Annotated in this window: 29 protein-coding genes; 11 read left to right on the top strand and 18 right to left on the bottom strand. The window is 59.8% G+C overall.

What is annotated here, in order from left to right:
* Positions 1–13: 13 nt before the first annotated feature.
* From ACPFMJ_RS08445 to ACPFMJ_RS08405, 9 genes are all read right to left on the bottom strand, one after another.
* Entirely contained in the window at positions 14–217 is a 204-nt protein-coding gene (locus ACPFMJ_RS08445; protein WP_424363370.1) for a hypothetical protein, read from the bottom strand.
* The gene (locus tag ACPFMJ_RS08440) at positions 214–549 is read right to left on the bottom strand and encodes a hypothetical protein (protein ID WP_424363369.1); all 336 of its coding nucleotides are present in this window, start codon (positions 547–549) and stop codon (positions 214–216) included. Before ACPFMJ_RS08440 ends, ACPFMJ_RS08445 begins: the two co-directional genes overlap by 4 nt.
* Positions 546–2360: a hypothetical protein gene (locus ACPFMJ_RS08435; protein ID WP_424363368.1), complete on the bottom strand. Its 1815-nt coding sequence runs from the start codon at positions 2358–2360 to the stop codon at positions 546–548. The genes ACPFMJ_RS08440 and ACPFMJ_RS08435 overlap by 4 nt, the downstream gene beginning before the upstream one ends.
* Positions 2360–2596 (bottom strand): hypothetical protein, encoded by a 237-nt coding sequence (locus ACPFMJ_RS08430; RefSeq protein ID WP_424363367.1) that lies wholly within the window; start codon positions 2594–2596, stop codon positions 2360–2362. Before ACPFMJ_RS08430 ends, ACPFMJ_RS08435 begins: the two co-directional genes overlap by 1 nt.
* 212 nt (positions 2597–2808) lie before the next feature.
* Positions 2809–3057 carry a helix-turn-helix transcriptional regulator gene (locus ACPFMJ_RS08425; protein WP_424363366.1) on the bottom strand — a complete coding sequence of 83 codons (249 nt, stop codon included), beginning with the start codon at positions 3055–3057 and terminating at the stop codon, positions 2809–2811.
* An 81-nt stretch (positions 3058–3138) separates the two neighbouring features.
* Entirely contained in the window at positions 3139–3711 is a 573-nt protein-coding gene (locus ACPFMJ_RS08420) for a hypothetical protein (protein ID WP_424363365.1), read from the bottom strand.
* Positions 3701–4858 carry a tyrosine-type recombinase/integrase gene (locus ACPFMJ_RS08415; protein ID WP_424363364.1) on the bottom strand — a complete coding sequence of 386 codons (1158 nt, stop codon included), beginning with the start codon at positions 4856–4858 and terminating at the stop codon, positions 3701–3703. The genes ACPFMJ_RS08420 and ACPFMJ_RS08415 overlap by 11 nt, the downstream gene beginning before the upstream one ends.
* A gap of 533 nt (positions 4859–5391) precedes the next feature.
* A complete protein-coding gene (locus ACPFMJ_RS08410; RefSeq protein WP_424363363.1) occupies positions 5392–6750 on the bottom strand; it encodes a recombinase family protein in 1359 nt (452 codons plus the stop codon).
* A gap of 75 nt (positions 6751–6825) precedes the next feature.
* A complete protein-coding gene (locus ACPFMJ_RS08405; RefSeq protein ID WP_424363362.1) occupies positions 6826–6972 on the bottom strand; it encodes a hypothetical protein in 147 nt (48 codons plus the stop codon).
* A 423-nt stretch (positions 6973–7395) separates the two neighbouring features.
* Here ACPFMJ_RS08405 and ACPFMJ_RS08400 point away from each other — a divergent pair, with 423 nt between their 5' ends.
* Positions 7396–7848, top strand: coding sequence for a MucR family transcriptional regulator (locus ACPFMJ_RS08400; RefSeq protein ID WP_424363361.1), 453 nt, complete (start codon positions 7396–7398; stop codon positions 7846–7848).
* Positions 7770–7994, top strand: a complete 225-nt coding sequence (locus ACPFMJ_RS08395) for a recombinase family protein (RefSeq protein WP_424363817.1) — start codon at positions 7770–7772, stop codon at positions 7992–7994. The genes ACPFMJ_RS08400 and ACPFMJ_RS08395 overlap by 79 nt, the downstream gene beginning before the upstream one ends.
* A 78-nt stretch (positions 7995–8072) precedes the next feature.
* On the opposite strand, the gene ACPFMJ_RS08390 is transcribed toward ACPFMJ_RS08395, so the two are convergent.
* Complete coding sequence (locus ACPFMJ_RS08390; protein ID WP_424363360.1) at positions 8073–8330, bottom strand: hypothetical protein; 258 nt, start codon at positions 8328–8330, stop codon at positions 8073–8075.
* A gap of 145 nt (positions 8331–8475) precedes the next feature.
* Between ACPFMJ_RS08390 and ACPFMJ_RS08385 the strand changes: the two genes are divergently transcribed.
* Both ACPFMJ_RS08385 and ACPFMJ_RS08380 read left to right on the top strand, forming a co-directional pair.
* Entirely contained in the window at positions 8476–8754 is a 279-nt protein-coding gene (locus ACPFMJ_RS08385; RefSeq protein ID WP_424363359.1) for a hypothetical protein, read from the top strand.
* Positions 8755–9040: 286 nt separating this feature from the next.
* A complete protein-coding gene (locus tag ACPFMJ_RS08380; RefSeq protein ID WP_424363358.1) occupies positions 9041–9235 on the top strand; it encodes a hypothetical protein in 195 nt (64 codons plus the stop codon).
* 214 nt (positions 9236–9449) lie between these two features.
* Here ACPFMJ_RS08380 and ACPFMJ_RS08375 read toward each other — a convergent pair whose 3' ends face one another.
* Positions 9450–9776: a hypothetical protein gene (locus ACPFMJ_RS08375; RefSeq protein ID WP_424363357.1), complete on the bottom strand. Its 327-nt coding sequence runs from the start codon at positions 9774–9776 to the stop codon at positions 9450–9452.
* Between the two features lie 472 nt (positions 9777–10248).
* Positions 10249–10878 carry a PilZ domain-containing protein gene (locus ACPFMJ_RS08370; RefSeq protein WP_424363816.1) on the bottom strand — a complete coding sequence of 210 codons (630 nt, stop codon included), beginning with the start codon at positions 10876–10878 and terminating at the stop codon, positions 10249–10251.
* Positions 10879–11545: 667 nt separating this feature from the next.
* Between ACPFMJ_RS08370 and ACPFMJ_RS08365 the strand changes: the two genes are divergently transcribed.
* A complete protein-coding gene (locus tag ACPFMJ_RS08365) occupies positions 11546–13981 on the top strand; it encodes a PAS domain S-box protein (protein ID WP_424363356.1) in 2436 nt (811 codons plus the stop codon).
* Between the two features lie 164 nt (positions 13982–14145).
* Here the strand turns inward: ACPFMJ_RS08365 and ACPFMJ_RS08360 are convergent, their stop codons facing one another.
* Complete coding sequence (locus ACPFMJ_RS08360; protein ID WP_424363355.1) at positions 14146–14337, bottom strand: hypothetical protein; 192 nt, start codon at positions 14335–14337, stop codon at positions 14146–14148.
* 686 nt (positions 14338–15023) lie between these two features.
* Between ACPFMJ_RS08360 and ACPFMJ_RS08355 the strand changes: the two genes are divergently transcribed.
* The 4 genes from ACPFMJ_RS08355 to ACPFMJ_RS08340 all read left to right on the top strand — a co-directional run bounded on the left by ACPFMJ_RS08355 (position 15024) and on the right by ACPFMJ_RS08340 (position 16724).
* A complete protein-coding gene (locus ACPFMJ_RS08355; protein ID WP_424363354.1) occupies positions 15024–15371 on the top strand; it encodes a hypothetical protein in 348 nt (115 codons plus the stop codon).
* Positions 15372–15474: 103 nt separating this feature from the next.
* The gene (locus ACPFMJ_RS08350; RefSeq protein WP_424363353.1) at positions 15475–15801 is read left to right on the top strand and encodes a PAS domain-containing protein; all 327 of its coding nucleotides are present in this window, start codon (positions 15475–15477) and stop codon (positions 15799–15801) included.
* Positions 15802–15919: 118 nt separating this feature from the next.
* Positions 15920–16297 (top strand): sensor histidine kinase, encoded by a 378-nt coding sequence (locus ACPFMJ_RS08345; RefSeq protein ID WP_424363815.1) that lies wholly within the window; start codon positions 15920–15922, stop codon positions 16295–16297.
* Positions 16298–16361: 64 nt separating this feature from the next.
* Positions 16362–16724 (top strand): sensor histidine kinase, encoded by a 363-nt coding sequence (locus ACPFMJ_RS08340; RefSeq protein ID WP_424363352.1) that lies wholly within the window; start codon positions 16362–16364, stop codon positions 16722–16724.
* A 221-nt stretch (positions 16725–16945) separates the two neighbouring features.
* Here the strand turns inward: ACPFMJ_RS08340 and ACPFMJ_RS08335 are convergent, their stop codons facing one another.
* The 4 genes from ACPFMJ_RS08335 to ACPFMJ_RS08320 form a co-directional block, all read right to left on the bottom strand.
* On the bottom strand, positions 16946–18376 hold the full coding sequence (locus ACPFMJ_RS08335) for an RtcB family protein (protein ID WP_424363351.1): 1431 nt from the start codon (positions 18374–18376) through the stop codon (positions 16946–16948).
* A 15-nt stretch (positions 18377–18391) separates the two neighbouring features.
* Positions 18392–18838, bottom strand: coding sequence for an archease (locus ACPFMJ_RS08330; RefSeq protein ID WP_424363350.1), 447 nt, complete (start codon positions 18836–18838; stop codon positions 18392–18394).
* A 133-nt stretch (positions 18839–18971) separates the two neighbouring features.
* Positions 18972–19592 carry a dienelactone hydrolase family protein gene (locus ACPFMJ_RS08325; protein ID WP_424363349.1) on the bottom strand — a complete coding sequence of 207 codons (621 nt, stop codon included), beginning with the start codon at positions 19590–19592 and terminating at the stop codon, positions 18972–18974.
* A gap of 78 nt (positions 19593–19670) precedes the next feature.
* A complete protein-coding gene (locus ACPFMJ_RS08320; RefSeq protein WP_424363348.1) occupies positions 19671–19961 on the bottom strand; it encodes a hypothetical protein in 291 nt (96 codons plus the stop codon).
* 148 nt (positions 19962–20109) lie between these two features.
* Between ACPFMJ_RS08320 and ACPFMJ_RS08315 the strand changes: the two genes are divergently transcribed.
* Together ACPFMJ_RS08315 and ACPFMJ_RS08310 are read left to right on the top strand one after the other, a co-directional pair.
* Positions 20110–21774, top strand: coding sequence for a DNA topoisomerase VI subunit B (locus tag ACPFMJ_RS08315; RefSeq protein WP_424363347.1), 1665 nt, complete (start codon positions 20110–20112; stop codon positions 21772–21774).
* On the top strand, positions 21771–22904 hold the full coding sequence (locus ACPFMJ_RS08310; RefSeq protein WP_424363346.1) for a hypothetical protein: 1134 nt from the start codon (positions 21771–21773) through the stop codon (positions 22902–22904). The genes ACPFMJ_RS08315 and ACPFMJ_RS08310 overlap by 4 nt, the downstream gene beginning before the upstream one ends.
* A gap of 24 nt (positions 22905–22928) precedes the next feature.
* Here ACPFMJ_RS08310 and ACPFMJ_RS08305 read toward each other — a convergent pair whose 3' ends face one another.
* On the bottom strand, positions 22929–24050 hold the full coding sequence (locus tag ACPFMJ_RS08305; RefSeq protein WP_424363345.1) for a CapA family protein: 1122 nt from the start codon (positions 24048–24050) through the stop codon (positions 22929–22931).
* Positions 24051–24181: the final 131 nt, after the last annotated feature.

Below are 24181 nucleotides of genomic sequence, written 5' to 3'. Positions count from 1 at the left end.
ACCCCGCGCCCGGTCATGTGGCCGCCCCCGGCTGCGTCGTCGCCGTCTCGAACGCTGTGCGGGCGCGCCGGTAGGCGGCAAGTTCCGCGGGCGTGAGTCTCACGGGCGGGCGCGGGAGCCACGCCTCTGCAATCCGCCCGTCCGGGGTCAGGCTGAAGGAGACGGTGTAGCGCCCACATCTGGCGACGAAGGGGGAGTAGAGGACGATGGCGCTCATTGCGGCGCCCTGCAGTCATCGCATCGCCATAACTCGCGCCCGTCGCATCGCCACGCGGTCGGGGCGATCCGGCCACACGCGCAGAAGCGGTCGGTGAGCCGCGCGCGGATGGCGTCGGCGTTCCTCTGGTCGGCCGCCTGCTGGAGGGCCGCGGGGTTGTAGGCGCACTCGGCGACGAGGGCCTCGACCAGCGCGTCGCGGTTCTCGACCAAGACAGGCTTGAATCGCTCCACTTCATGCGCCGGGCCGCGGCATTTAAGCCGCCCGCTTTCCGAGACGCCAATGGTGAGGCCAGCCTCGCGCGCCTGCTTCAGGAGACGGGCGGCGCTCATAGCTCAACCTCGATTTCCCCGATAATCGCGTCAGTTTTTTTCGGCTGGTCGTCAGTCATAGGACTCATAGGGGTCATAGGCTCAAGTCCGGCCGGATGTGTCCTATGAGTCCTATGCGCGGCCTGCCCACCGGAATTTTTCAGCTGGTAGGTTGCGGCATTCCATTTGCCGGCCGCTTCCTGCTTCGACATGACAAATCCGGCGAGCCGTGTACCGGCCAAGCTGCTGACGGCGCGCGCGACGAACTGACGGCCTTTCTCCTGGGGGTCGATGACGCATAGGACTGATCGGTCTAGGTCCTTCACTGGGACAACGCCGTCGCGATGCGCGGCCCACCAAGCGCTGAAGATTTCCGCCGTTCGCTGTCGCCTCGGGTCATTGGCCTTGGCTTCCGCAACACGTTCGACTGCGTCCTTGCATCCGAGAGCGAGTAGCGGGTCCCTGCACCAGCGAGCCCAAGCATCAAAGCCGCCGAGCGCCCGTCCTGCCTTCAACTCGGTCTGTCGTCCCCATCGCCAGATTGTCAGACAATCGGCGAGCAGTTCGGCGCGGCGGTCTGTAATCTCCTTGACGATGTCGCCTCTAAACGGACGCGTCTCAGGGGCCTCGGTCCTCGCGTCGAAGCGGACCTCGATGAAACGGCGCGCAAGGTCTTCTGAAACCCGCAGGCCATTCCCCGTTATCGTCAGGAAGGCGGAGGCGTTCAGCTTCGCCATCTCTGTCCGCCCGAGAATACGAATTTCAGCTGGACGCTCAGTAATGGCGGAGGCGAGCAAGTCGGACTTGAGGGCGGCGCCATTCACATTGTCGACGAGGATGGACGGTGCGCTTTCGATGAGCTTGGCCGAGAGTCGCTTTTCCAGCTCCTCAATGCCGGAGCCCGCCGTCACCGCTGCCGGCTGCCGTCCGAAGGCAATAGCGGAGATGCAGCGAGCGAGCTTTCCCTTTCCGGTTCCCGCACCGCTCGTCTCCGCCGCGGTGAACAGCACGCCAGGCGCAAGCGGCATGGAAGGCCGACAAACAGCGGTCAGAAGCGCAGTCAGGAAGGTGCTCTCGTCCATGAAGGGCGCCGTTCCTATATCGACAATCTCCAACCCGGTCGCGCCGCTCCGGGTCGTCTCCGCGTCGGCAAAGCAAAACGTGCGGAAGGAGATCCTGATCCTACGCAACGCCGCCTGCGCATCTTGAGCCGTGGGGCGGGCAGGAACCAAAGTCGCGACATCGGGAACGTTTTCGAGCCAGAATCCGCTATCGCGGTCGTATCCACTGGCGCAGCGAATTGAGCCGTCTTCCGCAAGCAGAGGCGCAGACGCGATGCCGTTTAGAACGTCGAGATTCCAGTCGCCGGACGCGCTGAGATACATGCTAGCCACGGACTTTGGCAGACGGGCGTCAACTTCTACTCGGTCGCCTTCCTTCGCCTTGATGGCATACGGACGCGCGAGCTTGTGCGCGGTCAGGACGATTGCGTCGGCGTCCATTTTGACTGCGACGGCGCCGCCTTGCGTCTTGTCGTGCACAATGCGCACAGGCGCGCCTCGGTCGAAAAACTCGCCGCTCTCAGCAAAGATGTCGCGCAACTGCTCGACGGTCATGTCGGGATTGACGGCGTCGACCAGAATGCGCGGCTTCTGCGCCGTTCGAATGGGTCGCGGCGCTTCAATGACGATGTGTTCGTCTTGAGTGCTTGCCGTCTTCTCTTCGTTGTTAGCGCCGCCCTTGGCCTTTTCGCGATAGGAGCGTGCGGCTTCCGCAGCCCAGGCGTTTTTCTGCTCTTCGGACCAATTTGGGTTGAAGCTATTTTCCGCCATTAGCGGGCCTCTTTCTGAAGGAGAGCAAGCGCGCGGCGGATTTCCCGGCCGACGATTACCAGCTGCTCAAAATGCGCGGCGGCGGTCGTGTCGGCGCCGCGGAGCGCGGCAAGACTCGCGGCGCTGGCGTAGTTGGCGGCCACGTCGAAGAGCTCGGCGAGATAATCACGGAGCAGTTCCGGGGCGATTGTTTCGGCGCCAGGCGCCGGCTTCATCGTCGCGAAGGGCGCGCTCATAGCCGCGCCTCCCTTGTCTCGAAGGCGATTTCCGCGACGGCTGCCGCAATCTCCGGCGTGAGACCGAAGCGGCGCGCGAGGACACGAACGCGAAGTTGTTGCAGAGAGGGGAGGGCGGTTATATGCTCAGGAACATTCGCCGACACAGCGATGCATTCCAGAGCCCGCCGAGCGCCCCCCGCCGGCGGGTTCAGTTTTTCGGGGGCCATCTGTTACGCGGCCTCCCCGACTTTGCGCAGAGCGCGCGCTTGGGTTGTCGACCGGACGGTTCTGCGTTCGAACCAGGCGTCGACCGCGGAGCGGCGATATCGAACGAGTCGGCCAACCTTAATAAAATCGGGGCCGCCGCCTTTTGTGCGAAGCGCCTCCCAAAATTCAATCGTCGTCCCCGTTTCAGCCGCGAGGCGCGCGGTATCGATCAGGGGATCATCGTTCTGGATTAGTGCGAGCGCGGTATCCATCTAGCACCCTTTGGTTTCGTTGGGTGCTAGTCACATTAAACACGTCTCAGGCCGTTTCATCAAAATAGCGGTCCAAACAAATCAGAGCATTTTTTTGGACATTTTGATTTGGCCTAAGAGCCATTCGAGTTCTGGGTCGCGGCTCTTGGGCGCTTCTTTCGTTGTGATAGCTAAATAAACGTCGATGCGGCTCAGGCCCCAACGGTCTATGACATGCTTGATTTGTCGCTCGCACCTGCTTTCATCATATTTTTGCGCGAGTTCTGGCCTTGCGGCCAACACCTGGTTCACCTTGGCGCGCGCCGCCTCGACCGTAGAACGGCTTATCCCCCAATGCGCCATTGCGTCGGCGACGGCCGCCTCCGCCTTTCGTCCGAGTGACGTGCGCTCGTCAACAAAATCCCAAATTGTCCCCGCGTCGACTTTTTGCTTCCTTGGCCGCCCGGGTCGTCTTTTTAGTTCCGCTACGTATAAACTCTGGGCCTTGTCGTCGAATATATCGGCCAGCGCATCGCGTATGACGCGAGGAATCTCAGGGTCGCCTCGTAATAGCTCGGCGATTCTGGCCCGCGCTTCATCTGGCATTCGAGAATTGAGAGCGCGTGACCAGGTGAGTTCAATGAAAAGGTCGCGGAGATCCGTGTCATTGCCCATCGAGCACCGCCTTGCCAAAGCTCGCGGCGCTTTCAGCAGCGGCCTTGCGGCGCTTGTCGCTGGCGTGAAGATAGCCCGCCGTGGTCGTCAAATCGGCATGCCCTAGGAGCGCTTGGACGGCTCGCACGTCGGCGCCGCTTGCGAGGGCGCCGGTCGCGGCGCTGTGGCGAAGATCGTATGGTCGAAAGTGTTCGACGCCCGCGCGCTCTTGAGCCGCCTTTAGCGCCTTCTGGACGGTCGCGAGCGGCTGGCCAACACGCCTCCCAACGAAGACATATTCGTTGCCCTGGACGCGCGGCGTTGCGCTCAGGACTTTGATCGCCGCGTCGGTTAGGTCGATCTCCCGCTCGCCGGTCTTGCCAATGACAAGCATCTTTCGGCGCGGAATATTGACGCGCGCCCAAGTTAGCGTGCGCACTTCGCCCGGTCGCAAGCCGCAGATGAGCGATAGGCGGAAGAGATTGGCGGCCCATGGCGTCACCGCGCCTTCGATCTCAAGCTCAGTGAGGGCGCGTCCGAACGCGGCGAGTTCGTCATGTTCCAGCGCTCGCGCGCGGCGCGGGGGCCTCTTGATCGCAATATCCGCCGCAGGATTATGGTGCGATGCTGGAAGGTGACGCGCCCGAATGGCCGCGTTGATGGTCTTTCGGATCAGCGCGACGACGTAGGCTTTGTTTCGCGCTCCGGTCGTCGCGGCGACGATCTTATCAACGTCGGCCGGCGTCACATCGCCGACGAGCTTCTTGCCGAGCTTCGGTAGGATCAGGCGGTTTGCCCTGTCCTCATAGTCGGTGATGGTGCGCTCTGAGAGGCGAGGGCGGTCAATCTCGTCAATCATCTCCCGCCACATCTCGCCAAACGTCGGCTGGTCTGTCCTGTCGCCGATGGTTAGGTCGCGGCCTTCCCTCGCGGCGACCATGATGGCGCGCGCGCGGTGGAATGCTTCGTCATAGGTGAGGATACTGGTCGCGCCGAGAGCCACGCGGCGGCGCTTTGACCCGATGCGAAAATCGACGATGTAGGCCACCGCGCCTTCGGTCACGCGAAGGCCGAAGCCGGGCAGGGCGTCGTCCCACAGGAAGCGGCGCGGCCCCGGCGTGACTCCATTGACGGCTTTTTGCGAGAGCTTCACGGGCGAGTCCGACAATCTAGATTTGTGACACGGGATTAGCGGACTCCCCTTTTGAGCCCGCCGTGTCACCATCATGTCACCAAATGGCGCGGGGTTCAATTGGGTTTGGTTGGGTTTGCTCGAAGATAAAACCCATGTTTTCCAGGTGTTTCACGGCTCTGCAATGTTTCACAAGGTTGCGTTGGGGTCGAAAGTTTGGACTCTGACTCCGTTAATCTTGGTTCGAATCCAGGTCCCCCAGCCAAACACACTCCGATTCCAGAGACTTGGCCGAGTCGACGTAAAACCCCCGCATTCCGCGGGCTTTTGCGCGCGGGAAAATCGCAGACCGCCCGGGACGCGGTCTTTCGCGGGAGTTTGGACCCGCGATCTCCAACCCGGAATTTCCAATTTTCGTTTCTTTCGAGGTCGGGGGCGGGGAGACGGGGTTCGCGAGCGGCGGAGACCGGTCCGACAGAGGCTGTTGGAGGACGGTTGCGCCAGTCCGGAAGGGGGCGCGCGGGCGCACCGATTCTCTGTCGATCCCTGTTCGTATCTGGGATTCGACTTCAGGCCGAGAGGTAGCGCTCTTCCTGCTCCGCCCAGTTCAGCGGCAGGTCGCCCAGCAATTTTGTTGGGGTGAGATCAGCGCCGCCACTCCCCTCGGCGATCGCCTCGACGAGGGGGGGGGGAGAAAGATAAGCGAGCGCCGCAAGCCGTCGCAGATAAGCCGCGCCGAGCCCTTCGCGGGCCGCAATGTCTGAGAAGCCGAGACTTGGATCGCGCTGGATTTCGGCGATCCAGGCTTTGGCGCGGGCGATGGCTGCGAGGAGGGCCGTCCGAGCCTCGTCACTCAGGGCGCCGGCATCGGGTGGCCGATGCACGACACCTTTCCGCACGGGAAGCGCGGGCATGAAGGGGCTCGTGATGGGGTTTCCCTCTTCCTGACTCTCCCCGTTCTCGACTCTTGTTTCGGGCCGAAGATAGATCGAGATGCTCTGCCGATTGACGACGGCTCGATTGAGCAATCTATCCACAAGATCGCGATCCGCCTCCCGGACCCTTGTCTCGCTTTCAGAATGCTCACGACGCAGGGCCGCCATCACAAGAGTCTCGACATCCGGCGCAGAGACCCTCGGGACGGAGCCGGCGTCTAACTTTCTTCCCTGCAAGAGAGCCTGCGATACGTAGTAACGGTAGCGGACGCCCTTTTTGTTGGCATGGGCCGGCGACATTGGATTCCCGCGGTCGTCGAAAATCTTCCCCGCGAGGAGCGACGGCGACGCCTGGCGCACCGCGTTGCGCCCAATGGATTGTTCCTTCAATTTCTGCTGAACTGCGTCGAAAGTCTCACGGTCGAGGATCGCTGGCTGCTCGCCCTTAAAGGTTTCACCGCGATAGGCGATCTCGCCAACATGGATGCGGTTCTTCAACAAATAGAACAGCGCCCCGACGCCAAATTGTGGGGCGGGGGAGTTGGCGGATGATTTCTTTGGCTTCGGTCGAAGCCCCTCCGCCCGCAACGAGGCCGCTAATGTCGCGATCGAGCCCAGATGCAGGTAATCCATGAAGATCTTTCTCACGAGCGCCGCTTCCTCGGGAACGATCTCGAGCTTCTTGTCGACGCTGCGATAGCCAAGCGGCACGGGGCCGCCAACCCAGATGCCCTTTCGCTTGGAGGCGGCGATCTTGTCCCTCACACGCTCCCCGATCACCTCACGTTCGAACTGGGCGAAGGAGAGAAGGACGTTGAGGGTCAGCCGCCCCATGCTGGACGTGGTGTTGAAGGACTGTGTGACCGAGACGAAGGAGACGTCGTATTCGTCGAAGAGTTCGACGAGCTTGGCAAAATCGGCAAGGGACCGGGTCAGGCGGTCGACCTTGTAGACGACGATGACGTCGACCTGCCGCGCCCGCACAAGATCCATCAGGCTTTGCAGCGCCGGCGGATCGAGCGAAGCCCCCGACAGGCCGCCATCGTCGAAACGATCGCGAAGCGGCGTCTAGCCTTCATGCGCCTGGCTTTTGACATAGGCCTCGCAGGCCTCTCTCTGGGCGTCGAGGGAATTGAAGGCGAGATCGAGATTATGCTCGGTCGACTTGCGGGTGTAGATGGCGCAGCGCTGGCGTCTGGGAGCGACGTGCTTCATCGTCTCCCTCCCGTCCGGATGCTGGAGCGCCGGCCGACGCGGCGAGCGGGTTCTTCCTTCCGCGATGAGCCCTTTGGCGTCGGCTTGGAGGAGCGCCTCGCTTCATCGGAAGAAGAGAGTCCCAGCGCGCTCACCAATGGAATCAGAAAGTGCGGAAGTGGGATGAGCTACGGGAAAATCTTGCAGACCCATAACGGACCTGCCGGGATGTCGCCCAAAGCACACCGGCGAAGGACGTGCATGAGGAAAGCATCACGAGCTCCTCTCCGTGGCGGCGTGCATCTCCTCTGGAGCTAATTGAACGTATGGAGGAGTTACGATAGAGGCCCTTCGGTTCTTCATGAGATTCTGCGGCACGCCTAGACGTAATAAAAATTGACGCTTATCAATCTCACCCGGTCGCTTGCTACGGGGCGCTCGGAGATGTCTGAGATTGACGGCGCCGAAAGTCTGAATTCGACGGAGCTTGCTGCAGAGATTGTGGCGGCCTTCGTATCGCATAATTCTCTCCCCGTGATGGATCTACCGGGGCTGGGCGCGGCCCTGCGCGGCCTTATCAGTGGCGCTCCGACAACTTCGGCGAGCGAGAAGCGGACGCCCGCCGTGCCGATTAAAAAATCGGTCACGCCGGATCACCTCGTCTGTCTGGACGACCGGAAGAAGTTCAAATCGCTACGGCGGCATTTGGCGACGTTGGGAAGGGCGCCGGAGGAGTATCGCGCCAAGTGGGGCTTGCAAAACGCGGTCGCAAACCCAAAACTTGATCGGCCAGTGGCGCGAAGAGCGACCGCCGCGAACTGGCGGGCGCCATCAAGGCGCTCGGCGAGCTCGTCACTCGCCTCGACCGGCTCGCTCGCTCGACTCGCGACCTCCTGAACATTCCCGACGCCGTGGGGGAGGCCGGGGCCGGGTTCCGTTCGTTCAACGAGGCCCTTGCAGCGCTCGCCGAAGGCATTGCGACGCAGGCCGATCTTGTGCGGCGGTTCAATGTTAATCGGATTACGATTTCGAGGCTGTCATGATGTTTTGGACGGGGTAGTTGTCTTCGACGGAAAAAGCACTCGAAGTGATTATCGGTGCGTCATTTCTGGTGTATCCCCTCACTTCCTGACATTTGGCGGCTCGATAGGCGATTTTGGGTCAACAGATACCCATTCCGCGATCTGCCCGGCCCTAGCTTGTAAGTGACTCATAATTTCGTGAGGCAGTTCCGTCACATAAGCAATCTTGGCGTCAGGCGCTCTTGCGAGCGCTAGGTTTTGAGCTTCATCTAGGTCGTTTACCGCAACTGTCAGCTTGCGAAAGCGGCCGCCCGCTTCAAGCCAGATATCCCATCCCTTCAATAAACTACTCGACATTGGTCACCCTCCTTGCTTCCCACCAAGCATAGCACGGCAGATTGGGGGCGGGCGAGGCGCGTTAGCGCCATTAAAACTCAAACTGAGACACTACCGAGAATTCTAAAGAGTTGACGCATGGCTACCGGCGCGGGAGAAATGCCGAATGCCGAATTCGAGCCGAGAAACGAAAATGGGCGAAGAGACGCATAAGATCGAGATAGAGCTCGATCAGGATTTAGCCGACGAGCTCAAGAATGTCCTGCTACATGCCGCCAGTAATTATGGAATTATGATCCAGTCTAGACAAAAATCCAAAAACAAGCTGACGCCACAACAAGTTGGGGAACTGCGACAGAGGGCTCAGGTCCTTCGAACCGTCGCGGATCGGATCGAAGAAATAGAGATCGCTAGGGGTTGGATCGACGGCGGTGGAGACGAGTGACGAACGGTAAAAGCGAGGGCGGCCCGCCAGCCGCCGTGGGCATGTGGAAGAGATTGGCCCACGCGCCCTTCGCCGCACAGTTCGCCATTTCTCCGGAGTCGAGATACCGAGCCTAAAAGCGCTACAGGATACCGACCTCGATGCGTTGATTCTCGACGTGCGGGGGAACGAAATCGCTCAATTTAAAGTCGCGGACGTGTGGCGATGCGAGACAGACGCTGTGAACTCTGGAAAAATATATCCGCACTGGGCTTAGGGGATAGCACGCGGCGAGGGAGGCGCAACCGTGACAGAGCAACCGCAAGGGCGCTATCGGACGCCCGGTGAAAAGGGCGGCCCAAGCACCGCATTCATTGAAATCGGAAGGGTCGGGATCGAGATCACCGAACAGGAATATCGCGAGCGGGGTTACGAGCCGGATTTCGACGAGTTGCCTTTGAAGATTGATTATTGCCCAGTCGATTCGAAACATCGGCGTTGACAAAAAATTTAATCTTCCGCCCGCGCTGACGCTAAGTAACGGGTTCTTCCGACTTGGAATAGGGCTCGCCTGCGCCGGGATGGCCGACTAAGACATCAAGCGCGCCCTCGACCAACAGGCCCGGTATGTGCACACGTCCTCGGACCGACGGCGCAACATACCTTTCATCATGGCAACATGAAGTGCCTCCATTGCCTCTACCCTTGCTTTGTACTCACCCTAAGATGGTCTCGACAAACGCCGCCTCCGTAAGGATGGACCCTTGCGCGCCGTTATTGCCTTTCCGTGCCCCAAGTGAGCCAATTTTGGAGTCCAGATCACTCACGTCGCTTTCATCTCGGTGTTCGTAGTGGACGACCCGCCCCTCGCTCGCAAGGACTTGGAACGCGTTGACCGACGGCTCATAGCCTCTGGTTGATAGGATGGTCCGTATTCGAGAAACAACCGAGTAAAGGTCTTCAGCCTCGAAGTTGACGGTTCGAACAATGCGGGGTTTCGCGCTCCGCTCTGCATCGCTCAAAAATTGGACGAGGAAGCTCATGTCCACACTCCGACGTTCCAACAGCCGATTGGTCCCCGCGCGCGGAGAGCTGTGTTGGTAGCATCGTCATGGGAGAATTTGTAACAGCGTCGGCCGAGCGCGCTTGCCGCTACGCTTGATCTACAGATAGCGGGAACAGATTATCGGCGCATATGAGCTGACGTCCCCAAGCGTCGAAATCGTCAGCGCGGAACGGGTCGCCTCTGGCCAGGCGGCCCGTTTCGTTCTCAGCCATCAACGCTAGCCTCGCCTTTTCACCCGCCATCACAGCCGCGTTCGAGTGGCCGGAAGGGCGTAGCGCAAAGACAACCCGCCAGGCTTTGGCGGGCTGTCGACTCCCCTGAAAAGCGCCCCGAACAAGCAAACGACTCTGCAAGCACGCTACCACCCGGTCGCTTGTGCGCCTATTGGGGAAAATCCGCATTGACCTTCTGGCCTTGGCCACTAGCCCATAGCCCATGGTTTGCTTGGTTCAAAGGCGTGTCGTCTCGTCGATTTCACCGACCGCGAACGGCGTGAGGAACTCGGCGGCAAAACCTCCGTCAAATTGACGTACGACGACCGCTGGCGCTCGTCCGATCATAACTTGCTCGCCGACCTTCGGAAGACGAGATAATTTAGCGCTTACGCCAGAGGCCGAAAGATCTCGGATTTTTACGATGTGCTCGTTCCCGTCAGCAAACCTTAGGATCGCGAACTTTTGAAATGGTTCGAAGCGCTCATGGCGTCGCTGGTCATCCAAATTAAGCGTTATGCGATTGGCGAACCACGTGAGTTTATCGGCGAGCATTTCCCGCCTTTTGAGGGACGTTTGGATCGTCATGGAGAAGCCGTCCGAATGGATGCGGACAACATTTCCCGCAAAGCGTCCCAATGCGTCAATGTAAATGACCACCCTTTCCTCAATTCGCGGCTGAACGGCGCTGATTATTTTCATGCCTCCAGGCGATATATCCACGGTTCGGCAATGATGTTCATCTTTTGATTCAAGCATGTACCGTCCAGAGAGGTCGATCTGGACACGCTGGAACCGGCGTCGCTCGGCCTGCGTGAAGAGGGGCTCATAGTTATCGAACGAAGAACACGGTGGTTGCAAAGTCATTTTCTGCACGCGCCCATCCTAAACCGACGGGCGCACCATAGGAAACTCTCTTTAATTCTTCCCTACTTAATCAAAACGGGCGCGTGCGTCGTTCTTTTTAAGCAGTAAACCGGCGCGCATCTGATCAACGTGGCGCCCCGGTTCCAAATCTCGCGAACGCGAAGCTTGGTATGCCCAATATTTCAACACTGACGCGCGCCGATCCTCCTTGCGCCGATCCCGTAGGTCGGGGATCCTCAGATAGGCGACCAACTCCCGCGGCCGATCACAAACACAGACGCAACCCAGTTGCAGGAATGGCTTCAGCGCGAAGGGCTGATCCGTGTTTCAAGGGAAACCGTGCATAGCCGTGATGGCTTCCCTCAGCCGAGCCGAAGACGCAGCGCTGAAAGCGCTCCTGACGCGCTCCCTGGAGCGGCGCCGCCCCGCCTACGGCCGCAAAGAGGAGGTGGAGCCACCCTAGGGCCCGGACCCATAAACCCGTTGGCAAGAGCGCAGCGGCGTGATTCACGGCTTCTGAAAGGAAGCTCAGATGATTCCCTGCCATTTCTTCCGGTGGCCGCGACCACTCGTTTTAGACGCAGGACCTAGAGCAGATCATTCAAACGCCACGCTTTTTCGTATCCGATTTTCACAATAGAGTAGCGCGGGTTTCGGGGATCGGTGGATGCGCGATAGCTCGCATTTTAAAATGCTGGCGGACAATAGCCCGTTGTTCATCGGCATGTGTGATCTTGATTACAATCCGTTCTACGTGAACCATGCCGGTCGCGAGCTTGTCGGGCTGGACGATCTGGATTTCTCGCAGATTCCAGTTGCAGAATATTTCTTTCCCGAAGACCAGGATTTCGTCCTCCATGAGTTTTTCCCGCGCGTCATGAAGGAGGGCCGCGCTCAGACTGAGATTCGCTTCCGTCATTTCAAGACGGGGGCCGCGATCTGGATGACCTATGACGTCTTCTTCCTCTCGGACGAGAGCGGCAAGCCGACCGGACTTGCGACGGTAAGCCGCGATATTACTGAGGTGAAGCTCGCGGAGACGGCGCTGCGCGCAAGCGAACGGCGTTTCCACGCCATCTTCGATCACCAATTCGAATATAGCGCTCTCCTGAGCCCGGACGAAAATATTGTCGAGATTAGCGACTCTGTATTCCGTGGGACGGGGATCCAACCCGCAGAGGTCATTGGCAAGCCGTTCTTAGATGGGGCCTGGTGGCGAGACTTGCCGGAGATGCGCGCGCAGTGGCGGCGTCAGTTCAAGGAGGCCACAGGGCGATCAGGCCCGTCGCGCGGCGAAACCGCTTATCGAACGCGGGATGGGGAGTTGCGGCATGCGATCAATACGGTCACAGCCATACGTGACGAGGAGGGCAAGCTAGAACACCTGCTCCTCGGAGGTATGGACATTACCGAGCGCAAACGCGCCGAGGAACACTTGGCGCGCGACCTCGATGCGATGACGCGCTTGCAAAGGCTCGGCACATTATCTGGGCAAGATGGCGGATTGGAACCTGTTCTCTTAGAGATTGTGGATGCGGCAATTGCAATTGGCGGGGCGGATTTTGGAAACATCCAACTGCTCGATCCGGTAACCGGCGACCTACGTATCGTCGCTCATCGCGGCTTTCCGCCCTGGTGGATCGAATATTGGGATGCCGTCGCCAAAGGCAAAGGCGCTTGCGGCACTGCTCTGGAACGAAAAGAACGGGTCATTGTCGAAGACGTTGAGCGAGATTCGATATTCGTCGGCGCGCAAGCTTTAGACATCCAGCGCAAAGCCGGCGTGCGCTCCGTGCAATCGACGCCCTTGGTTAGCCGGTCGGGAAAAGTAGTCGGAATCTTCTCGACGCATTATCGGAGGCCGGGCCATCCAGACGACCACACTCTTTGCCTTCTCGACCTCCTCGCTCGCCAAGCGGCCGACATAATCGAGCACGCACAGTCCGACGCGGCCCTTCGTGAATCGGACAGGCTCAAGGACGAGTTTATCGCTACGCTTGCGCATGAGCTCCGCAATCCGCTCACCCCCATTCACAACGCGGCGCAAATCCTCAAGAAAAGGAACAATTCCGACGAACGTGACGCGGCCTTGCTCGACATGATTCAGCGCCAAACGGCTCACCTTGTTCGGCTTGTTGACGACCTTCTTGAAATATCGCGCATCAAGGAAGGCAAAATTGATCTGCGCAAAACGCGAGTCTCTCTGGACGCAGTCCTTCGGGATGCGCTGGAAACGTGTAAATCGCAAATTGATCAAAAGGGGCATCGGGTCACCATGGATAACCGCAGCGGGTCATCGCTGGTTTTCGGCGACCCTGTGCGCCTCGTCCAGATCGCGGCCAACCTCATCAACAATGCCGTTAAATATACACCGCCTGGCGGGATGATTGCGGTCGAGACCGGCGCCGATGGTAATGAAGCTGTGCTGAGCGTCCGCGATAATGGCGTGGGCATAGCCCCGGCCATGCTTCCGCATGTTTTCGATATCTTTGCGCAAGCAGCGCGGCCTCCGGGCGTTGCACAAGACGGACTCGGCATTGGCCTTGCCCTTGTACGGAAGCTGGTCGAAATCCATGGCGGCCGCATCGAGGCGCGTAGCGCAGGGGTTGGGTGTGGTAGCGAGTTCTTGGTTTGGTTGCCCATCAGCAAAGAAGCGGCAACGGCGTCTCATGAAAGCGCCTCAGGGGCACTGCCAGACAGTGCCGGGCGCAATCGAGATATCAGAGCGCTCGTTATCGACGACGATCACGATGTTGGCGACAGTTTTGGACTATTATTGAAAAGCATGGGAGCCGCTTTCCAAGTCGCCTATGATGGCCCGTCGGGAATTGCAGCTGTCGAAGCTTTTAAGCCTGATCTCATCTTCGTAGACATCGGTATGCCGGGCATGAACGGCTACGAAGCGGCCAGCTGCATTCGCGAGAGCGCGCATAGTCATCCGTTTATGCTTATTGCCCTCACTGGTTGGGGTGAGCCCGAGGACCGCCGCCGGACGCAGGAGGCAGGCTTTGACGTGCACCTAGTGAAACCGGCTCCAGTGGAAGCTATCGAAGAATTGTTAGGTATCGTTAGGCGGTCACTTCCCGTCCATACGCACCTTTAGCAGCTTCACCGGCGCTCGCTTTGCTCCTTCGCTTTGGCCAAAGTTTCCTCGAGCGCGACATCGGCGCTGCGTAGATCCTTCACCTGACGCTGCCTGTCGCGAATGTTCGCCCATCACGGAAGGCCGGCCAACAGGAGAGCGACATAGCCGCCACTTTCTGAGCGTTAGATCAATTCCTTTCCGGAAAGCCTTTCGAGCTCGATGATCGTTATTTCAGTCCCACCGCGGTCGTAAACTTTGATCTCCGGCTCTCGCTGAGACTGGAGTTCCCTGACTCTTTCAAGGCACGCTGTCGCTGTTTCCCGGCGCTCGGAAGTGGCGTTTTGGTCTGTGCCGTGCTTGATCGAATAAGCCATGGTCCTGCTTCCTCAAGGATCGACGAAGGCCGCTCAGCGCGGGTGTAGCCAAGCGGCCTTCTCGACCTCTCAAAAGCCTCCCCTGCTGAACACCCGCCGGAGCATGGGGGCCGGAGAGGTGGAGGCGTAGGTAGCGTTTCTAGTCCGCTCGACAAGAAGAAGCCGCCGGTGATGAGATAGCCGACGTCCGAACGGGCGGCCTCACTAGCTGGCCTCAACAGCGGCGACACCGTAAAGTTGCATTTCAGCAACAAGCGCTTGTGAACGTTGATCTCAGCGCGCGGCTCAGCTTGGTTGTGACAGGCCGCGTCCGTAGGCTGATCGGCGTTTTAGGTCGTTTTTTAGGGGAAATCGACGGCTTGCCCAGGGCGCCCTATAGGGCGAGCCGTCTATTCCCTCTTTTGGTGCTGGGCCGAGTTAGATTCCTCGTCCATGCACCGTCTGAGCGGGCTCCCTCCTCGGCTTTCGCAGTCGCGAAACTGAGGGGTAAAGTTGGCGAAGGGCGGGCGGCCGCTCTTAGTGCTGTCCTTTACGTTCGCCACCCCGCCGACGGGCAGCCCGAAAGAGGGCCCTCCTCACCGGAGGGGCGCATGGGACCTATCAGCACAAGTCATAACACTTTTTTTGCAAACGCTCCGCAAGATCGGTCGCTCTTTAGTAAATTGTCGTGAGCGCCGGAGCGTCGAATGGACAGTGCGGGGAGCGGCGGCACAACGATCTCTCAACTGGATGTGTTTTTTGGCCGAGGCGGGATGCGCCGGGTCGAAGAGGACGCGCTGCGCAAGATGCGGGAGTCGTGGTTGCGAGTGTTGTTAGCCGTCCAGTGCGAATACGGGGACGTGATGGAGCCCGCGCAAGGCGTTGTGCTCTCCGGTGAAATTAGGCGGCTGCAAAAGCTCCTGGAGATTGAGCCTACACAAGAAGAACGCTGGGAGCAGGCCAGAGACCGCGTGCGGCAATGGCAACGGCTTCGGCAAGATGGCGCAGACGCGAACGTCAGGGGGCCTGATCCTCTGGGTCCTGAGGGTTTGTGAGGCTTGATGGACTGAGACGTCTGAACCAGCGTTGGATGGTCGTGACGGACGCCAGAGCGGTTTACGCGCAGCGAGACGATCCATTCCTGCAGCGCATCCTCGGGTGGGCGCAATAGGTCGCCTGGCCGCTCGCCAGCCACAAGCGACAAGGCGGGCGCACCAGACAGCAATCGACGCGGAGGTAAAGCTCGCGGCATCGCGGGCGCGCGAACTACGTGAAAGCGAGAAACGATTCGCCAGTTTCATGCGTCATCTGCCGGGTCTGGCATGGATCAAGGACACGCGCGGTCGCTATTTTTACGCAAACGATGCTGCCGTGCGCGCATTTCAAAAAACACCCGAAGAATTGTATGGCAAAACCGACGAGGAGATTTTCGATGAAGGCACTGCTGCCCAGTTCAGGTTGAACGACAAAAAGGCCCTCTTTTAACGAAGGGGGCGTCACCGCCATCGAGACGCTTAGGCATGAGAACGGCGTTATTCATCATTCTCTCGTGAGCAAGTTCCCCATCCCGGATGAGGAAGGCTCTGCAAAAGGCGTTGGCGGCGTGGCCATCGACATCACCGAACGCGTGGAGATGGAGGAAAGGCTGCGCGAAGCGACCGCAAAATTATTGGATGCCGATCAGCGCAAATACGAATATATGGCCACGCTCGCGCATGAGCTTCGGAACCCACTGGCTGCTGCGCACAACGCAACCTTTGCACTTGTGCACGCAGCTTCAAAAGTGACGAAGGAGCAACGAGAGTTGGACGCGCTCGCAATCGTCGAACGACAGCTCGCTCATTTGGTCCGTCTAGTCGACGACCTCTTGGATGCATCACGAATTCGCGCCGGAAAAATTCAGCTTAAGATTGAGCACGTCGATTTGACGGACGTCCTGCGGCATGCAGTGGAGACCGCCCAGCCGGCAGCCGGCGATTGAGCGAGGCGGTCACGCATTCACGATGCGAATCCCAGCCGCACCGCTTTTTCTTAGCGGCGACCCCGTGCGCCTCGCCCAGGTTTTCGCCAATCTCCTCGGAAACGCAGCCAAATATACGGATCCCGGCGGCGCGATCAACCTGGCCGCCGAACGGTCGGGGGACCAAGCAATAATCACTGTCCGCGACAATGGCATTGGCATTTCACCTAAGATGTTACCTCGCGTCTTCGACCTCTTTGCCCAGGAAGACCGCAGAGGTGCGCGGGCGCAAGGCGGCCTCGGCATTGGGCTCGGGTTGGTGAAGCAATTGGTCGAACTTCACGGGGGATATGTGGAGGCTCACAGCGACGGCGTTGCACGCGGCAGCGCATTTATTGTTCGTCTGCAGTTGGCGAATGAGGATCGGCCGCTCAGGCGCTGCCTCTGAACGAAGCGTCGACGCCTTGTGGAACAAGATCGGCGCCTTGCTCGAGGGGATCACGCCAAAGGAATGCGCCAACTTCTTCCTGGTGGGAGGGTTAAGGGCTAACGCTGCGCGATCTGCCAACCACTTTCGGATCCGCGACGCAATCATTAGCCGTCATTCGAAAAGAAGCGTGTTTAGACATGGCCCCTAATTCTCCAAGCCACCATGGCCACAGAATTGCCCTATCCTTTGACGCAGATGAGTGGCTTCAGAAACGCGACCTTCCTGGCGAGGCCCGAACTCTCGGCGGAATCCACGACGGCGCGAACATCCTTATAGGCGCCGGGCGCCTCCTCTGCGACGCCTCTCATCGACGGGCTCTTCACGACAATCCCCCGCGCGCGAAGCTCGTCGACCACCTGCCGGCCGCTCCAGTTCCGGGTAGCTGCGTGCCGGCTCATCCGCCGGCCGGCGCCGTGACAGGCGGATGAAAAGGCGCGATCTTCGCTCGTTGTCATTCCAGCGAGAACAAAGGACCCCGTCCCCATGCTTCCGCCGATGAGGACCGGCTGGCCGAAGGGACGTATCATCTCGGGCAGATTTCCGTGTCCGGGCCCAAAAGCGCGGGTCGCGCCTTTGCGATGAACATAAAGCTCTCGCATTTCGCCATCGACCTCATGCATTTCCGCCTTGCAGGTGTTGTGAGAAACGTCAAACATCAAAGGCAATTCTGCATGGAGGAAGAAACGCGCGAAAACCTGTCTGACAAGATGGCCGATGATTTCGCGGTTGGCGAGGGCGCAATTGATCGCTGCGCGCATCGCGCCAAGATAGCGTTGGCCGAGGTCCGACCCGATGGGCGCGCAGGCCAATTCGCGATCCGGCAGCTCGACGCCAAGAGTCTCGGCCGAGATCGCCATCTCGCGCAGGAACTCTGTGCCGATCTGATGCCCGAGCCCCCGTGAGCCACAATGGATCGTGACAACGCATTCGCCCAGCTTGAGGCCAAATCCTGCGGCGATTGCAGGGTCAAAAATCTCGACCACTTCCTGCACTTCGAGGTAGTGGTTCCCCGAGCCGAGCGTGCCCATTTCACGCCTTTGTCGCTTCCGTGCGAATTCCGACACCAGAGCCGGATCGGCTCCCGCTACATGGCCGCCCTCCTCGATCCGGTCGAGATCTTCCCGTCGCCCGAGTCCGTTATCGACAGCCCAACTCGCCCCACCCCTCAGCATGGCGACCATATCGATTTCGTCGAGGGAGATGTCGCCCTCCGCGCCGAGGCCGGTCGGCACGTGCTCGAAAAGCGCGGTTGCGAGATCTTCCTGTATGGAAAGGATCTGCTCGCCCCTAAGGCCGGTGAGGTGGGTCCTGACCCCGCAGGAAACGTCGAAACCGACCCCGCCCGCAGAAACGACGCCACCCGCCCTCGGATCGAAGGCTGCGACGCCGCCAATCGGAAAGCCGTAACCCCAATGCGCGTCAGGCATGGCGTATGACGCCCGCACGATCCCCGGCAACTTCGCGACATTGGCGACCTGCTCGAAGACCTTGTCGTCCATTTCGGAAACGAGCCCTTCTGTGGCGAAGATCACGCCAGGCACGCGCATTTCGCCGCGCGCGGGAATGCGCCATTCGACTTCAGAGATTTTTTTCAGCCGCGAGAGGTCCATCAGCGTCCGAGCCTTTCAAACGTCGACGACGCATTGCGCGCGCCATCGCCCCGGTTGATCCTCCGTCACGGCAAGTTCCGTGAAGGTCGCTCCTTTAACTTCTACCGCGGGAGCATGGCGCTCGCGGGAAATCAGCTCTCCATGCGCCCGGCCGTTAAGGCGTCCATTCTCAATCTGAACCTCGAAGGCTCCGAAAATCATACGCCGCTCCGCCATCTCGTAGATTAGAGCGTTGAGCCAATCGAGGAACAGAATATCGAGCGTCGGAGCGCTGCAACTGATATCAATCGTTTTGGCTGTCCTGACCTGCGTCAAATCGGTGATCGCCGCCATCAGTGCGTTGGCAGCTTGCTCGAAGGCGGCCGCTGGCGTCGCGCCGAATCCTCTAATGCCCAAGTCGGCGTCGTGCGGGAAATGCTCCCATTCGCAAATCGCGGCATAATTCGGAGGCTTGACGCTCATTGCTGCCCGTCCTGACGCGTGTCCGAGAAAATCTGGCTATTCGACGTGAGGGGAGTGTTGGGTTTGCGGTCGCGCCGAGGGTGGCGCTGCGCTTGAATTTGGTGTCCGAGCCACCGGCGCCGTAGTAAAGAAACTAGCGTGGACTTTGGGTCACGTGACGTAAAAACCAGTCGCCCGCCAAGGTTACGACCTCCTCCAGTGTCCCGGGCTCTTCGAACAGGTGGGTCGCCCCAGCCACGATCTCGAGGCGGGCTTCGCACTGGAACATTGCGAGCGCTTTCCGGTTGAGAGTGAGGACGTCCTCATCCCATCCCCCGACAATCAACAGGCTCGGCGCCTTAAGCCGTCTCAGCACGTCTCCGGCGAGATCAGGGCGTCCGCCCCGCGAGACGACCGCGGCGATTTCTGTCGTCGCCTCGCATGCTGCAACCAGAGCCGCCGCAGCGCCCGTACTTGCGCCAAACAGGCAGATAGGCAAATGCGCGAGTCGTTCTTGGCCTGGAACCCAGCGTAACGCGTCGCCTACTCTCTCGGCGAGCAACGGGATATCGAATACATTTCGCCGATCTTCCGCTTCCTCTGGCGTGAGCAGATCGAAAAGGAGGCAGGCGAGCCCACGATCAACGAGCTTTTCGGCGACAAAGACATTTCGCGGGCTTAGCCGAGACGAACCGCTGCCATGAGCGAATATTACCAAAGCCGATGGATTTGGAGGAAGGTATAAAACCCCCGACAAGTCATGGGGCTCGATCAAGACATGCCTTCGCATTGTCAAATCCGCTGAGTTGATCAGGTCGCGAACAAGCGGATCAAACGCTCTCCCCGGCTGGCGTTACCCGACTTGCTCATGGCTCGCGCCTTTAGGTGGGCAGCGATTGGCGGCTTCCGTTAAGGGATGAATATTAAGTTCAGCATCGAACCTTGGACCTGCGGTTGATTGCCACACGAAAGCGTCAGCCAAGCAACGCACAAGAAAAGGCGATGGGGCGCTGGTCGGTAGGCTCTCGATTGCGCGCGCGGCGCGGCGATAGGCCCTGATCCGGAACGGGTTGTCGCCCTTGATCTCCAGAAGCTCCGCCGCCTGATCGAACATGGCGGCGATTTCAGCGTTTTGAACCGGCATTCTGTCCTCGCGCGGGCGAGCGCATCTGGGATAATAAACGCACAGCCGTGGCCTTGCGAGATTTTTTGCAGGATCTTTACATTGCGTAGCCACCGGCTAGGCTTGGTTTCGGGCAGGCGCATGCGACGCTCGTCAATCCGCGTGAGACATGTCAGACCGACAAGCGACGGCCGCAACCGCCCTTGAGATGGCCGGGCGGCAAAGGGAAATCTCCGTTTCGGAGTTCTTTCTCAAAAACCGCCATCTGCTGGGCTTCGACACGCCAGCCAAGGCTCTGGTCACGGCCGTCAAGGAGGCGGTCGACAACGCGCTCGACGCCTGCGAGGAAGCGGGCGTGCTACCAGAAATCACGGTGGAGGTCCGTGGTCGTTTCGAGCGGTCACGCGTCGCTGTCGAGGACAACGGCCCAGGCATTGTCGAAGGTCAGATCGCGCGCATTTTCGGCAAGCTGCTCTACGGCTCGAAATTCCATAAGCTCAGCCAGTCGCGCGGTCAGCAGGGCATGGGCATTTCGGCGGCGGGCATGTATGGGCAGCTTACGGTCGGCAAGCCGCTGCACATCATCAGCCGCATTGAAGGCGAGCCGCTGGCCTCCGAACTTTACGTTTCGATCGACACGGCCAACAACCGTCCGGATATTCATAAAAGGAAACGGATCGCCTGGAGCCGCCCGCACGGCACCCGGGTCGAGATGGAGATGGAGGGCGTCAATCAGGGTGGCCCCCATTCGGTGGAAGCCTATCTCAAGCTGACCGCCATCGCCAATCCGCATGTGTCGATCACTTACAAAGGCCCACGCGGCAAGGAGCTTACCTTCGCCCGCTCCTGCGAAGAGTTGCCGCCGCGCCCGAAAGAGATCAAGCCGCATCCAGGCGGCGTCGAACTCGGACGGCTCATTCAGATGCTGAGCGGGGCGAAAAGCCGTTCGCTTGTGCAGTTCCTCGCCGACGAATTTTCTTGCGTCGGCGAAACGACCGCGCGCGAGATCGTCAAGCTCGCCGGCAAGCCTTTGAGCGAACGCTCCTATCCGGCGCATATCGCGCATGCGCAGGCGAGCGCTCTGCATCGCGCCCTGCAAAAAGCGCGCGTGCAAAAGCCTCGCCCGGATTGTCTCGTCCCCATCGGCGAGGAACAGCTGCTCGAAGGGCTGCGAAAGGAACTGCCGGCTCATTTCTATACAGCTGCCACGCGCCCGCCAGCGAGCTACCGTGGCAATCCCTTTCAGGTGGAAGTCGCAATCGCCTTCGCCCGTCCCGGCGAAGCGGAGATCGACGTCGACGCTTCCGGCCGCATGCGGAAAAAGCAGCCCGAAGACCCGGCGCAGCATCTCATCGCGCGCAGGGATGAGCCGGTCCGGCTCCTGCGCTTCGCCAACCGCGTGCCTCTGCTCTATCAGCAGTCGAGCTGCGCCATCACCAAATCAGTCCTGCAGACCAATTGGCGCGCCTATGGCCTGCATCAGCCTAAGGGCGCCCTGCCCATCGCCCCGATGGCGATCCTGGTTCATGTCGCTTCGGTCTGGGTTCCTTACACCTCAGAGGCCAAGGAAGCCATCGAACCATATCCGGAACTCGTCCGTGAGATCAAACTGGGCTTGCAACTATGCGCTCGGCGCCTCGCTCATTATCTGCAGCACGAGCGCAACATGCAGCTCGAGTACGAGCGGCGATCCTACATTGAGAAATACCTGGCCCATATCGGCGTCGCCCTTCAGGAGATACTTGAGCTCGACGACAACGCGCGCGACGCGATTGTGACGAGGCTCGATGACGCGCTGCATGCGATCCGCGCCGCTAGAAGGCCCGCCTCATGAAAAGGGACGCCAACACCCCGCAGAGCGATCAGGACAGGCTGACGATCGCGCTCATCGAGTCGATCGCCAATCAAGTCCGGGCTGCGATCGAGAGCGGCGATCTGCCAAAAATCCGCATGCCGACGCGGGGACTCGAAAATGTGACTTATGACAGAGCCGCAGGCTATCTTGAGCTTGGGGCGATGGAAAAGGTCCGCGCGCTGACGGTGAACACCGCGCGCTCCTTTGCCCAAATGCTGAGATTGATGGCGGCGTCCCGCGCAATGGTGAAGAGCAACGACTTCGCCACGAAACGCGAAGCCTATTACATCAGCAAGAACTGGGGTGACTGCCGTTTCGACGAACAGGCCGAGTCGGACGCCATCATGGACGACATAGAGGCCATCGCCTCGCGACAGAGCCTGTCACGCGAGAACCTCAGATTTTATCCCGAGGCGCACGGCGGTTCAGTAGCGGGGCGGCTCGTCGTGATCGATCGAAACGTCCTGACCGGGGAAACGATCGAGATCGATTGCGCCAAACTCGGGAGCGGCGCCTACAGCATACCGCGTTCGGCCGAGCAGTTAAACTTCAGAACGGATGCGCGCTTCATTCTCGCCATCGAAACCGGCGGCATGTTCCAGCGCCTCAACAATCATCGGTTCTGGGAGAGCGCCCAATGCATCATCGTCGAGATGGGAGGGGTGCCGACCCGCGCGACCCGGCGCTTCATTCGTCTCTTGTCCGACAAGCATGACCTGCCGGTCTATTGCTTCGTTGACTGCGACCCCTACGGCTTCACCAATATCTACCGGACGCTGAAGGCGGGGTCAGGGAACGCCGCTCACCTCAACCGGTTCCTTTGCGTGCCGCGCGCGAGATTTCTGGGCGTATCGCCCCAGGACATCATCGATTTTGGCCTCCAGGACGCAACACATCCGCTGACGCCCGTGGATATCAAGCGCGCGAAGGACGCGTTGGGAAACGACCCCTTCATCATCGCCCATCCTCAATGGAGCGCCGCGATCAAGCAGTTGCTGGAGATGGGCGTTCGCGCCGAGCAGCAGGCGCTCGCCAAATGGGGGCTGAACTATGTGATCGACGAATATCTGCCCCGCAAGCTCGCGAAGGTCAGCGAATTTCTACCGTAGGCGGCGCGCACCCATAGAAACGCGTTAGATCGTTTGGCTCCGCCAGGAAAGCGCGAGCCGCCCGCCAGAGATCGGTAAGACCCGCGCGCCCAGCTTGCGGCTTTCTTGGTCAAGCCTGCGTTGCAGCCAGGCGACATCCTCCGGGGATGGTTGGCTCAGACGGAACCGTCTAACTTGCAGAGGCGTCATCTCAAGAGCGAGAAGGTCGCCGCTCCCCGCCTCGACTTCGGCAAAATACATCAGCGCCAAATCGCCCCTGTACTCCTCATAGCCTGAGATGCCTTCGTAATCGTTCAGAAGGTCGCCGCAGCCATAAAGGATGAGCCGCTCGCGATAGACCTCTATTCCTTTCGGATGATGCGAGGAATGACAATGCAGGATGGAAATCGGCGCCGCGTCGAGCAATTGGTGAGCAAAGCATCTGTCTTCGTCTGAGACCTCGTAGCCCCAGTTCGCTCCGCAATGAAGGGACAGCACGACGATATCACCAGCGTTGACGGACCGCGAAACTTCATCGGCAATGCGCAAGACATTCGCTTTCGACAAGGCCGACAACAGCGCAATGCCGGGGCTGTCGGTAGTCGCAGCCCAACTCCTCGGCGCCCCACTGGAGACGCAGGCACAGGAAAAAACCAAGAGGCGCCCTTTGTCCGAGATATTGAAAGCAGCCGGCGTCCAAGCCTCCGCCAGACACCGTCCAGCCCCTGCCGCCTTAATTTTCAGGGCTTCGAGAATCTTGAGCGTGTCGAGCAACCCCCCACGGCCCCAATCCAGGACATGGTTGTTCGCCAGCACGCAGCAGTCCACGCCGGCCGAAATCAGGCAGCCGGCGTTTTCGGGGCTCATTCTGTAATTGATGCCCTTCGGAAAATAGCTTTCCTTTCGGGTGACGCTTGTTTCGAGATTGATGATGCGCAGGTCAGGCTTGGCGCGCTCGAGTTCCTGAAGCGCATCGCCCCAAATATAGGAAAACGGCGCCGATCTCGGGATGGCGCCATGGGCTTCTTCCGCGAGTTTCACATAGCCATCCGCAGAAGCCATGCACTCCTCGTAAATGCGCGGATCGCACGGGTGCGGCAAAATCTGGTCGACGCCACGTCCCGTCATTACATCCCCGCTAAGGAACAGCTTGATAGAGGAGCGCATGCATCTCGATCCTGAATGATCCGCTGGCCGGCGAGGCCACGGGCGTATCCCTGGCTTTAGCCACCACCAGAGAACTTCTGTCCGTGAGCCAACAGGATATCCCTCGCGAATGGATGGACAATGCCCGATCA

Origin of the sequence: Methylocystis parvus, assembly GCF_049675845.1 — a bacterium.
In the GTDB taxonomy this organism is placed as follows: Bacteria; Pseudomonadota; Alphaproteobacteria; order Rhizobiales; family Beijerinckiaceae; genus Methylocystis; species Methylocystis parvus_A.
This window is presented reverse-complemented; position numbering and strand designations above follow the sequence as displayed.